11 protein-coding genes are annotated in these 13,168 nt (G+C 33.2%); 5 read left to right on the forward strand and 6 right to left on the reverse strand.

The genetic code is table 11. The features are described from left to right. Positions 1–62: 62 nt before the first annotated feature. Positions 63–1,286, reverse strand: a complete 1,224-nt coding sequence (locus tag HMPREF2864_RS00525; RefSeq protein WP_002492617.1) for a S1C family serine protease — start codon at positions 1,284–1,286, stop codon at positions 63–65. Positions 1,287–1,449: 163 nt separating this feature from the next. On the opposite strand from HMPREF2864_RS00525, the gene HMPREF2864_RS00530 reads away from it, so the two are divergent. From HMPREF2864_RS00530 to HMPREF2864_RS00540, 3 genes are all read left to right on the forward strand, one after another. Beyond that, on the forward strand, positions 1,450–2,067 hold the full coding sequence (locus HMPREF2864_RS00530) for a lysophospholipid acyltransferase family protein (protein ID WP_002458847.1): 618 nt from the start codon (positions 1,450–1,452) through the stop codon (positions 2,065–2,067). Between the two features lie 359 nt (positions 2,068–2,426). Beyond that, positions 2,427–3,896, forward strand: coding sequence for an N-acetylglucosamine-specific PTS transporter subunit IIBC (gene nagE / locus HMPREF2864_RS00535; RefSeq protein WP_062077740.1), 1,470 nt, complete (start codon positions 2,427–2,429; stop codon positions 3,894–3,896). Positions 3,897–4,026: 130 nt separating this feature from the next. Then, entirely contained in the window at positions 4,027–5,151 is a 1,125-nt protein-coding gene (locus tag HMPREF2864_RS00540; protein ID WP_002492601.1) for an HAD family hydrolase, read from the forward strand. 385 nt (positions 5,152–5,536) lie between these two features. On the opposite strand, the gene serA is transcribed toward HMPREF2864_RS00540, so the two are convergent. The 3 genes from serA to HMPREF2864_RS00555 form a co-directional block, all read right to left on the reverse strand. Continuing rightward, on the reverse strand, positions 5,537–7,156 hold the full coding sequence (gene serA, locus HMPREF2864_RS00545; protein WP_070572080.1) for a phosphoglycerate dehydrogenase: 1,620 nt from the start codon (positions 7,154–7,156) through the stop codon (positions 5,537–5,539). Beyond that, positions 7,146–8,306: a pyridoxal-phosphate-dependent aminotransferase family protein gene (locus tag HMPREF2864_RS00550; protein ID WP_070572081.1), complete on the reverse strand. Its 1,161-nt coding sequence runs from the start codon at positions 8,304–8,306 to the stop codon at positions 7,146–7,148. Before HMPREF2864_RS00550 ends, serA begins: the two co-directional genes overlap by 11 nt. A 269-nt stretch (positions 8,307–8,575) precedes the next feature. Then, on the reverse strand, positions 8,576–9,022 hold the full coding sequence (locus HMPREF2864_RS00555) for an SACOL1771 family peroxiredoxin (protein ID WP_002458853.1): 447 nt from the start codon (positions 9,020–9,022) through the stop codon (positions 8,576–8,578). A 78-nt stretch (positions 9,023–9,100) separates the two neighbouring features. Here HMPREF2864_RS00555 and HMPREF2864_RS00560 point away from each other — a divergent pair, with 78 nt between their 5' ends. Continuing rightward, positions 9,101–9,847, forward strand: coding sequence for a glycerophosphodiester phosphodiesterase (locus tag HMPREF2864_RS00560; RefSeq protein ID WP_002458854.1), 747 nt, complete (start codon positions 9,101–9,103; stop codon positions 9,845–9,847). Between the two features lie 168 nt (positions 9,848–10,015). Here the strand turns inward: HMPREF2864_RS00560 and rpsD are convergent, their stop codons facing one another. Both rpsD and HMPREF2864_RS00570 read right to left on the reverse strand, forming a co-directional pair. After that, entirely contained in the window at positions 10,016–10,618 is a 603-nt protein-coding gene (rpsD, locus tag HMPREF2864_RS00565) for a 30S ribosomal protein S4 (RefSeq protein WP_070544740.1), read from the reverse strand. A gap of 226 nt (positions 10,619–10,844) precedes the next feature. After that, positions 10,845–11,312, reverse strand: a complete 468-nt coding sequence (locus HMPREF2864_RS00570; protein ID WP_002478035.1) for a GAF domain-containing protein — start codon at positions 11,310–11,312, stop codon at positions 10,845–10,847. Between the two features lie 130 nt (positions 11,313–11,442). Here HMPREF2864_RS00570 and ezrA point away from each other — a divergent pair, with 130 nt between their 5' ends. Further along, on the forward strand, positions 11,443–13,137 hold the full coding sequence (ezrA, locus tag HMPREF2864_RS00575) for a septation ring formation regulator EzrA (protein WP_002478036.1): 1,695 nt from the start codon (positions 11,443–11,445) through the stop codon (positions 13,135–13,137). Positions 13,138–13,168: the final 31 nt, after the last annotated feature.

Here is a 13,168-nt window from a genome sequence, read left to right on the forward strand (position 1 = left end):
TGTTTTTCTGAGATGTATGTCCCAGACCCTTTTTATATAAATTAAATTCAAATGCTAAGAAGTTATTGTGCAAATTGGCTACTTCTTGATGACTCTGAAGTATGAGATGCTTTTTGACTTTTTAATGTTACGTCGATTTCTTTTGTATTTCCGTCTCTAATAATAGTTAAAGTTACCTTTTCACCAGGTTTTTTATGTTGATATAAGTACGTTCTTAAATCGGTATCTTCTTTAACTGTTGTATTATCTATCTTTGTAATAATATCACCTTTCTTGATCGTACTTCCATGTTCAACCTTAGCCACATATACGCCTTCTTTTCGATTTGTATGCAATTCTTCACGATACGAGTCTGGAATTTCACTTAAATTTAGTAATCCAATACCAATTGAAGGACGTTCGATTTTGCCGTTTTTTACAAGTTGTTCAATCGTAACTTTAACTTCATTACTAGGAATAGCAAAGCCGATACCTTCAACTTGTTCAGCGGCAATTTTCATTGAATTTATGCCCACAAGATTACCGTTTATATCAACAAGTGCACCTCCAGAATTACCTGGATTAATCGCAGCATCAGTTTGTAAGACAGTCACTTTCGTACCGCCAGACGATGTATTTGCATCGATGGTACGTTCGTTGGCTGAAATGATACCTGAAGTAACTGAATTAGCGAATTCAAGTCCTAAAGGATTACCCATTGCAAATACAGAGTCACCTGTCTGCACTTTGCTAGAATTAGCAAATTTAATGGCTTTAACTCCATTTGTTTGTTTGATTTTCAAAACTGCAATATCTGAAACCGCGTCTTTACCAACGAGTTTAGCATCAACTTGTTTACCATTATGTAATTGTACCTTAACTTCATTCGCGCCATCAATAACATGATTATTCGTTACAATATAAGATGAATCATTATTAACTTGATATATTACACCAGAACCAACACCTGCTTCTTGTGATTTTGTGGATTTACCACGCAGCAAGTCATCAATACTTGAAGCTTTTTGCATATTAATAACACCCACAATTGAAGGTGATACATCTTTAATCATTTGGTTGACAGAATTGTATTTTTCACTTTTACCATCCAGCCGATTGCCACCTTTAGAGTTTGTTGCCTCTTGCACTTGCGAACCATTTTGATTCAAGCTAGTATGATTTAGCGCTTTTCCAATACCTAAGACGATTAATGCACCTATGATTCCTGCAACAATAGCAATGACTATTGTTTTAAACAAAGGAAAACGAGGTTTTGGATTTCTATAATGTTGATTGAATATTGACATTGTCTACCTCCTATTTCATACATAATATTATTATGTATGGTTTTCAACAATAATTCTAGTAAATTACTATCAGACTTTAGAAGTATCTTTGACGCTGCTTGTTAAGGCAAGAATATAATGATAAAATTCAATTTGTTGAAATAAAAGCAAAGAAGGTGCCATTATGTATCAAATCATCAGTAAATTATTAAATGTCTTGTTAGTAAAAGGGGCTAAATCTTTATATGTATTAGGGAAAGAAAATGTACCGAAGGATAGTAAATATATTGTGACATGTACACATGAAAGCTATAACGAAGTCATTATGTTAGCGCTAGCGCTTGTGCCAAATGAAATTAATTATATGGCTAAAAAAGAATTATTTAAAAATAAATGGATAGGCAAATTTTTAACTTCTTTAAACGCATTTCCAGTAGACAGAGAAAATCCAGGTCCTAGTACATTAAAACGTCCTATTAATTTATTAAAGCAAAATAAAACGGTAGGTATCTTTCCAACAGGACATCGAACATCTACAGAAGGCGCACCATTAAAAAGAGGTGCCTCTACAATTGCTTTGTTAAGTAAGTCGCCGATTTTACCAGCTGCTTACGTTGGACCAAAGCATATTTTAGGATTGTTGACTGGTCGTGCCACAATTAAATTTGGAAAACCTATTTATCTTAGTGATATTCCAAAAGAATTAAAACGTAATGAAAAGATTGAATATCTTACCAAAGAAATTGAAAAAAGAACAGGGGAATTACAGAAAGAGTTAAATGTCTTATATTATGAAAAATAATTAAATTGTTATATTACCAACAAATTTAAGGTTGAAGATAAAATATATAGTGAAATAAAGCGGATTTTTATTAAAATTTAATAGAAGTTCGCTTTTACTTTTTACACATTAAAGATGAAACAATGATTAATTAAACTGCTATGTAATATTGCTAAAGGTAAATTCATAACTAAAATAGAAGCGTGCAAGCTATGAAGATTATGCAATATATACTTTGTATTAGAAGTTTCGTAATATTAAATATTTTGTTAACATTTTCAAATAAATCTATAAAAATACAAAATGCATATGGTTATTTATTTGTTTGGCAATTATAATAAATAAGTAATAAAAATAAATACGTATTAAGGATTGATAATATGGGTAAGTTTTTTCAAAATTTAGGTCGCTCGCTAATGTTACCAGTAGCAATATTACCTGCTGCTGCGATTATTACTGGAATAGGTAATGCATTAAATGCGTTGCATATCTGGGCACAAGTTGCTTTGTTCTTTACTACTGTTGGTTCAACCATACTGGAACAATTAGGTATTTTATTCGCAATTGGTGTAGCGATTGGTATGGCGAAAAAGAATGATGGGGCAGTTGCGCTTGCAGCAGTGACAGGTTATTTGCTAGTAACTGTTGTTTTGTCACCAGCCAAGATAGCTCCAGTTTTACATGTTAAAGAAAATAGTCTAGATTTAGCTTTTTCACAAATGAATAATTCAAATGTTTTTATTGGTATTGTTATCGGTTTAATAGCAGCGTATACATATAATAAATTTAGTGAAACAGAATTACCAGTTGCGCTATCTTTCTTCAGTGGACGTAGATTAGTGCCGATATTAACTGCATTTTTCTGTACGTTTTTGGTGTTGGTGCTTCTTGTAGCTTGGCCAGTTGTTTATAATGCTATAGTTACTTTTGGAAAAACAATCACAGGGTTTGGACCATTTGGCGCATTTTTATATGGATTCTTTAATCGGTTATTAATACCAACTGGATTACATCATGCATTAAATAGTGTATTCTGGTTCGATACTATTGGCATCAATGATATTGGTAAATTCCAGAGTGGTAAAGATGCCGTAAAAGGCATTACAGGACGTTATCAAGCAGGTTTCTTCCCAGTAATGATGTTCGGTATGCCAGCTGCTGCTTTAGCGATTTATCATACGGCTCAAAGCAAACAGCAAAAGCAAGTGTATGCTTGGTTTTTAGCTAGCTCAATTGGTGCATTCTTTGTTGGTGTAACTGAACCTATCGAATTTGCTTTCATGTTTGTAGCACCCGTTTTATTTATTATTCATGCATTATTAACTGGGTTATCACTATTTATTGCAGCATTGTTTCATTGGACTGCAGGGTTTGCATTTAGTGCAGGATTGATAGACTATTCTCTATCATTAATTAATCCTGTTGCAAATCATCCGTTGATGTTATTAGTACAAGGCGTGTGTTTCTTTGTATTATATTATGTTATTTTTAGAGTTGTTATACAGGTCTTTAACTTAAATACAATTGGTAGAGGGGATAATTTGCTTGCTGATCCTACTGAAACTGATAACAATCATCACGCAGTTCCAGATAATGGTGAGGGTCAAAGTAAATATTACAATACTGCTAAACAGATTTTAGAAGGGCTTGGCGGTAAGGATAATATTGTATCATTAACGAATTGTGCGACACGTCTTAGAATGGAACTGAAGGATAATGTAGTGATAGACGAACAGAAAATAAAAAATGCTGGGGCAGTAGGTGTTACTAAGAGTGGCAACCATTCAGCGCAGGTAATTGTAGGAACGCATGTTCAACAAGTTGCTGATGAAATTGAAAAGCAATTGTAGAATTTAAATAGCATTAAAATGCGGTTAAGCAAATGTCTACATTGACGTACTGTTTAACCGCATTTTGCATTTGCACCAAACATATCAATTAGGTATGATTAAGAAAAGTAATAGAGAGGATGTGGTGTGAGTGAAATCTATATTATTTGATGTTGATGGCGTTTTTTTAAGTGAAGAACGTTGTTTTGATGTTTCAGCACTCACAGTTGATGAATTATTACATAGTGAAGATTATTTAGGCCTTCAACCTATTAAACAATATAGTGATTTAACAGATGATCAAATTCAACAAATTAGAAATGAGATATTTCAGAATGATAAGATTTTAAATCATTTTAAATCACTGGGTCTTAATTCGAATTGGGATATGTTATTTATTGTTTTTAGCATTCATTTTATACATATTTTGAAGGAGCTTTCTAAAGGAGATAGAGAGGCTGTGCTGTCAAGTCAGCATTTTACTGTAGACAATATTGCATTTATTAAGCAACATTTAAATCAACAACCGAGCCTTTCACCACTAAATGTTAAGCATTTTTTATCAACGACAACACATGGGAAAACTCAAATATATGAATCATTAAAGCAATATGCACAACAGGAGCTAGAGATTGTTCAAGATGATATGTTTAATTTAAAAAGTACGCTGTGGCATTTTACGCAAGAGGTTTATCAAGAATGGTATTTAGGACAAAGTTTATATGAAGAGATTGAACAGAAAAAACCAAGAAGCACCTTTAAAAAAGGCTTTATTTTTCAAGAAATTTTATTACGGCCTGAAGCGGAAATTCAACAATTATTACATGATTTAAATGCAGCAGGCTATCAATTGGCTGTTGCAACAGGCAGACCTAGAACAGAAACAATTGTGCCGTTTAAATCATTTAGTTTATTACAATGGTTTGATCAATCACATATTGTGACCGCATCAGAGGTATTAACTGCTGAATCACAATATCCATCTTCTGCACCTTTAGGTAAGCCGAATCCATTTAGTTATATAGCAACATTAAATGGAAATCATCGTGAGCATTACAGTGAATATATCAAAAATCAAAATCATATCGTTTGTGGTACAGATGTTTATATTGTGGGAGACTCACTAGCAGATTTATTGTGTGCGAAAAAAATTGGAGCAACGTTTATTGGAACATTAACTGGATTGAGCGGCAAATCAGCTCGTCTTGAATTAGAACAGCATGGGGCAGACTTTATTATCAACCATGTTGGTGAAATTAGAAGCATTCTACTATAGATAAAGATTGGTAAGTTATATATAATGGATTATTTACGGATTATTTTGAACAGTCTGGGACATAAATGTAATGGATTGAAAATGACTAAATTTTTCTTAGGGCTTGGTTTTCACAATATCATGAATATGGTAGGTGATATCATTTGAATATATTAAAACTGAAGTTTCTATTGGTAGTGTAGGTTGGGGTGGCTGAAGCTGTCTCCTAAGAAAGCGAGCCAACAATACGAAGTATTCAATAAAAAAGAAGCAGTCAAATGAGTTGAATTCAATTCATCTGACTGCTATTTTTCTGAGATTTATGTCCCAGCCTCATAATTTTGAGATTGATGGTCCATTCTGTATATATAGTTTATGATATTATTCTAAGTTCTTGGAGAAAACTTTATGCCTTAGACTCTGTGTTAGGAATCGATAGAATTGTTCCATGAATCTTTGTGAATTGCTGGGTTTGTTTGAGATGTTGAATAACTTTGTCTGTGATTGGTTGATCGACAGCAATAATCATCATGGCTTGTCCGCCTTCAGTATTTCTACCTAACGACATACTTGCAATATTGATTTGTTCTTGACCAAGCAACGCTCCTGTTCGACCGACAATTCCAGGCACATCGTTGTGATAAGTTATTAATTGATAAGCATTAGGCTGAAAATCGACTGAGAAATCATTAATTCTTATAATTCTTGGACCAAACCCTTCAATAACGGTTGCACCAATAGTTAGAGAATATGATTGATGTTGCAAACGTATTTCAACATAATTCTTAAAAGCTGAGCCAGCTGATGTTCTTGTTTCAACTTGATAATTAATTTCTTGTTCTTTTAATAATGCTAAACCATTGATTAAATTTGCACGATGGCCAAAATGTGGTTTTAGTAACTGTGTAATGGATGAACGCAAGATTAAATCTGCGTGCGGTTCAACAATTTCTCCGCTTACTGTGATTTTAATGTCTTCTGGTGCGTGATCAAATAATTGCACAGCAAGTTCAGCTGCAATTTCACTAACTTTAATGAATTCTCGAGCAGTGTTGCTAATATTAGAAAAATCTAATGTTGGCGCGTTAATCGCATGCTTAATTAATCCTTTCTCAAAATAGTCTACAAGTTCTTCCGAAACTGAAATGGCTACTTTGGTTTGGGCTTCAATAGTTGAGGCACCTAAATGAGGCGTTACAATAATATCGTCGTGACTAATTAAAGGTGAATTAGTTGGAGGTTCTTCTTCAAAGACATCGATGGCAGCTTTGGCAATTTGTTTTTTATCTATTGCTTCAAATAAAGCTGCTTCATCTATAATACCACCACGTGCAACGTTAATCACTTGTAATGTTGATTTTGCTTTATTAAAGAAGTCCTTTCCAATCATACCTTTTGTCTTCTCAGTTAAAGGTGTATGCACAGTTAAAAAATCTGTTTTTTTAGCTATCTCATCTAGTGAGGCTATAACGATATTTAATTCTTTGGCTTTTTCTTTAGTTAAAAATGGATCATATGCTAAAACAGTCATACCAAAGCTTTGCAAACGTTTAATTACCCCAAGACCAATTCTCCCAGTGCCAATTACTCCCAGAGTTTTTTGATAAAGTTCTACACCACGAAATGCTTTACGATTCCATGCTCCTTGTTGTAATGAAGCATGTGCATTTGGAATATTGCGTGCCATTGCTAAGAGCATAGCAACTGAATGTTCAGTTGCTGAAATCGTATTTCCATCAGGTGCATTAATCACGATTATACCGTTTAATGTAGCAGCATTTATGTCAATGTTGTCAACGCCAACTCCAGCACGTGCAACAACTTTGAGGTGTGAGGCAGATTCTAATACTTTAGCAGTGACTTGTGTTTGGCTACGAACAATTAGAGCTTCATAACTATCAATCATTTCACACAATTCATTTTCTGATAAATTAGTTTGAATATCTAATTGAAAGTTGGGATTATTTATTAATGCCGTAAGACCTTCTTTAGATATAGGGTCTGCTACTAATATCTTATGCTTCATGATGAATTACCTCCATATATGCTTTCATGCCTTTACCAATATAATTCATTTTGCGATAGTCAGATAAAATCGTTTCTAACGCTGCAACAACAGAAAGAATATCAAATGGTGAAACCTTTCCCATATGACCAATGCGCAGAATCTGACCTTTAAGTTTGCCTTGGCCACCAGCAATTGTAATACGATAGTTTGCTTTTAATGAATCTTTAATGTATTTGAGCTCAGCACTATCTTTTGGTATAAAAGCAGTGACGGTAGGTGAGGCGTCTTGTGATTTTACTAATAAGTCTAAATCTAAAGCCTTTAGTGCGGTTCTTAAAGCTTGTTTAATGATATTATGTCGTTTAATAACATGTTCAAATCCTTCATTTTCGATTAACGCGCTATAGCGGTTAAGTGCTCTAAAGAGTGCTACATTTGGTGTGAAAGGTGTGCTATGTTGTATTAATGATGAATGATATTTAGTTAAATCTAAATAAAATCTGGGCGTCTTTACTTCTTGAAATCTTTCGAGTGCTCGATCATTGTATCCGACAAAAGCAAGTCCTGGTGGCAGCATAATAGCTTTTTGACTACCTGATATTAGCACGTCGATATTGTCCCGCTCCATATTTGCGTCAACAGCACCAATGCAACTGACACCATCAACGACAAAATAAATGTCAGGATCAAAAGATTTAATTGCATATCCTATTTGTCCAACGGGATGCAAGACACCAGTTGATGTCTCACAATACTGACAAAATACAGCTGTAATCGTTTCATTTAGATTAGATAAGTAATTTTTAAATGCATCAATGTCAACAGCTTCTCCCCATGCTACATTAAAAACATGTACATTTTGATAATATGTTTCTGCAATTTGTTTAAAACGATTACCAAAAGCTCCAGAGACAATAACGACAAAATGGTCATCTGGATTAACGATATTTAACATACTTGCTTCTAATACGCTTGTTCCACTTGAAGTTAATACCATAACATCATTTGTACTGCCAAAAATCTTTTTCAGAGATGTAAATGCCGTCTTAGCTATGTTTTCAAAGTCGGCCGAGCGATGACCTACCATAGGCAATTGAATGGCTTCATTGATTTCTTTCGGTACTGGGGTAGGACCAGGTGTTAATAATAAAGTTTCGTAATAGTGCATAATAAAACTTCCTCCAATATGATGATTTTTCAATTTTACCAAATATTCTGAAAATTTTAAAGGCAATTTCATATATTATATATTTAAAAATAGAGATAGTTGTACCTAATTTCAATTTGAATGCTGAAACAGTTTAAGACATAAATACCAAAAAGACACAAAGAGGATTTCAACTTAAAAAACTTCTTCGTGCCTTTTTTCTCCGCATTGCAGGACTTTTGTTCATAGAATGCTGTACTTAGTCACTTGATATAAAATAATACGCATTGTTAATTCTCTGCTATTGTTGGTTCAATAATAATCTCTATATTTCCTCTGATTGAATTTGAAATCATACAATGTTCATCAGCAATTTGAGTTAGCTTTGAAATACGTTGTTGTAAACGATTGCTTTGCAATTTATCAATAAATATTGTTGGTTTATGAACAATTCTTATCATTGAAAATTTACCTTGATTAAATTGAGCAGTTCCTATAGATTCATTTTTAATAGTAATGTTATCAAACCTTGCACGTTCTAAAGCGGCTGCGAGTGATATGATATAACAAGATGAGGCAGCTGAAACTAACATTTCATCTGGGTTTGTCCCGGTGCCATTACCACCAAGAGATGAGGGAATGGAAATACGTTCATTCAAAATATCGCCTTCTACGGTACCAATACTTTCTCGTCCTCCTGTCCAATGTGTTTTTACTTTAAAATCATGCTTAACCATATAACTTTGACCTCCATGTTTGATATGTTAACTTTAGTTTAGATAATTTAAAATAGAAAGCAAGGAAGGGGACTTTTAATGACTATTTCAAGACCTAATTCAACGTTTAGCATCGTTGCACATCGTGGTTTATCAAAACGTTATCCTGAAAATTCATATATAGGCTTAAAAGCGGCTTTAGAATTACCAATAGATATGTTAGAAATTGATGTCCATTACACTAAAGATAAGCAACTTGTGGTCATACATGATGATACAATTGATCGCACTTCTAATGGCCGAGGAAAAGTCATAGATTATACATATGAGCAATTACAACAATTTGATTTTGGAATCAAATGGGGAGAAGCTTTTAAGGGAACCCGAATCTCTAAATTAGAAGATATATTACAATTAGCTCGACAGTATTCAAAAATATTATTGATAGAGTTGAAAGTTCCTCAACAATATCCCGGTATTGAAGATATGTTACTCGACGTTTTGGATCGCTATCATATGCCGAAAAGGCAAGTGATTTTACAATCGTTTGACGAAGAAAGTGTGCGATCTATAGCAACAAAAACGACAGAATACAAACTTGGTGTATTGATAAGTAAGAAGAAATATTGGCATCGTTTACCAAATTTTGAAGATATTTCACAATATGCGGACTATATTAATCCCAATTACTCTATAGTAACTAAAAAATTTATCGATGGCGCACATCAAGTTAATCTCAAAGTTATGCCGTACACTGTAAATGAAGCCAAAGCTGCACAGTCACTTATTAAACTAGGTGTCGATGGCATTATTACAGATATACCAGATGAACTTTTTCAACTATAAAGAAAGCGTTAATAATTTTAAATTGTGACCTGTAAGTAAAAATACGATAATACAGGGAATATGAAGCCATACAGTCATCCGTAACGTAAAAAAGCCAGTAAATGCATTTACAAAATACGCATTTACTGGCTAATTTTTTAGGAATAATGTCCTAAAGTCTAACACTTATTATCTTGAGTAGTACTCAACGATTAATTGTTCATTGATTTCTGCTGGTAATTCGCTACGTTCAGGGAAGCGTACGAAAGTACCTTTTAAGTTATCTGCATCAAAATCTAAGTATTCAGGAACGAAATTATTGATTTCAACAGATTCTTTAATAATATCTAAGTTTTGTGATTTTTCACGTACAGTAATCATTTGACCAGGCTTTAATGAATATGATGGGATATCGACACGACGACCATCTACTTCAATATGACCATGACCAACTAATTGACGAGCTTGACGACGTGTGCGGGCTAAACCTAATGCATAAACAACTGCGTCTAAACGACTAGCTAATAAAATCATGAAGTTTTCACCATGTACACCATATTGCTTAGCAGCAATATCAAATGTATTACGGAATTGTCTTTCAGTCATACCATATAAATAACGTAATTTTTGTTTTTCACGCAATTGCATACCATATTCTGATAATTTTTTACGTTGGTTTGGACCATGTTGTCCTGGTGCGTAAGGACGTTTTTCTAATTCTTTACCAGTACCGCTTAATGAGATACCTAAACGACGAGATTTTTTCCAGTTTGAACCTCTGAATCGAGCCATAAATTGACTCCTCCTTTTCTTTTTTGTTGTTATGAATAAACAAAAAAGAGTGCTATATGCTCATCAAGATATGTTGTTTTATGTGTCTTCGCCTTATAGCTACAGTTACACGACACGTCCGCTTTGGGAACAACATAGCGCTTAATAATATATAGCTGCTACTTTCGTAAATTCACACAAATATTATTGTAACATTTTATGGTAAAGTGTCAATACTTAAATATAACTACAGAGAAAGTTGTTGTTCGATAATTGATACTAAGTTTTCTAATTGTCGCTGATCTTCCTCTGTAAAACGACTGTTAATAGGAGAATCAATATCTAATACACCAATAATTTCATTGTTTTGATGTAAAGGTATGACTATTTCAGATTTACTTTGTGCATCACAAGCGATATGTCCCGGAAATTGATGGACGTCCGCAATGCGCTGTGTTTGGTTTTGTGCAACAGCAGTGCCACACACACCTTTTCCAATAGCGATGTGAACACACGCTGGATGACCTTGAAATGGTCCTAATATTAGTTCTTGATTGTCTATTAAATAAAAACCAACCCAATTTATTTGGTCGAGATTATCATTTAATAAAGCAGATGTGTTACTTAATATAGCGATTAAATTAGTTTCATCTTCTATTAAACTCTGAAGTTGTTTTGAAAGTAAATTATAATTTGTAGATGTTGTACCAGTCATTAAATTACCTCGCTCATTTTTCTTCATATTATAATAGGTAAAAATAAATTCGGCAATTCATCTATTTTTCACTTAAATCACAGGGCAAATTACGTTATAATAAAATGTGATAAATTAGGAGGAGAATGAGATGGTCTTATACATTATTTTAGCAATTTTCATCATTTTATTGATTGCTATAGGAATTATGTTCTTTTTGCGCTCAAACAAGCGAACTTTAATTTCTAATGCTGAAGAACGTAAAGTTGAAATTCAACAGTTACCTTATGAAAGCAATCTAGAAAAATTAACAAAGCTAAACTTGAAAGGTGAAACAAAAACGAAATATGATGCATTGAAAAAAGCTACAATGGATAACACAACTAATTATTTAGCACCAGTAGAAGAAAAACTACAAAGTGCTGAAGAACAGCTTGATAAATTTAAATTTTCAGCAGCTCAGAATGATATCGATGATGCCAATGAATTAATGGATCATTATGAAGAAGGGTATCAGTCACAATTAAAAGAAGTTGATGAAATTGTAGCTTTACATAAAGATAGTGATAGTATTTATCAACAATGTAAAACAAATTACCGTGAAATGAAACGTGATGTGTTGGCTAATAGACATCAATATGGTGAAGCAGCTGCACCTTTAGAACAACAAATTGAACAATTCGAACCGCAACTTGATCAATTTGAAACACTTAAAGCAGAAGGTAATTATGTTCAAGCACATAATCACATTGCTGGCTTAAATGAAACAATGACACAACTTAAAACATATATGGAAGAAATTCCGGAATTAATTCGTGAAGCCCAAAAGGAATTACCAGGACAATTCCAAGATTTAAAATATGGCTGTCGCGACTTAAAAGTTGATGGTTTTGATTTAGACCATGTCAAAATTGATGGCACGCTACAAAGTTTGAAAACGGAATTAAGTTTTGTTGAGCCAATGATTAGTCGATTAGAATTAGAAGCTGCAAATGAAAAATTAGACGCCATTAATGATAAATTAGATGAAATGTATGATTTAATTGAATATGAAGTTAAAGCCAAAAATGAAGTTGAAGAGTCTAAAGAGGACATTACTGACGCATTATTTAGAGCGAAAGAAATGAATTATACACTTAAAACTGAAATAGATTATGTTAAAGAAAATTATTTCATTAATGAGAGCGATGTTCATAGCGTGAGACAGCATGAAAATGAAATTCAAAATCTAATTGCAGTTTACGATGAAATATTACAAGAAATGTCTAAGTCAGCGGTCCGTTATAGTGAAGTTAAAGACAACTTAGAGTATTTAGACGATCATGTTGCAGAAATAAACGAGGATCAAGAAAAATTACAAAATCATTTAATTCAATTACGAGAAGATGAAGCAGATGCTGAAGATAATCTTTTACGTGTACAGTCTAAAAAAGAAGAAGTATATCGTCGATTGCTTGCATCTAATCTAACAAGTGTACCAGAACGATTTATCATTATGAAAAATGAGATTGACCACGAAGTTAGAGCTGTAAATGAACAGTTTAGTACCAAACCTATTCATGTCAAACAATTAAAGGATAAAGTTGCTAAAATTGTAATTCAAATGAATACGTTTGAAGACGAGGCTAATGATGTATTAGTAAATGCAGTTTATGCTGAACGATTAATACAATACGGTAATCGCTATCGCAAAGATGATAACAGTTTAGATAAGAGTCTAAACGAAGCAGAACGCCTATTTAAAAACAATCGTTATAAACGATCAATTGAGCTTGCTGAACAAGCACTTGAGAAAGTTGAACCAGGTATAACAAAATATATAGAAGAACAAATGACAAAAGAATAATTGCACTATACAATAGAAATGCATAAAATAG

Source organism: Staphylococcus sp. HMSC059F04 (assembly GCF_001812565.1).
Taxonomy (GTDB): Bacteria; Bacillota; Bacilli; order Staphylococcales; family Staphylococcaceae; genus Staphylococcus; species Staphylococcus lugdunensis.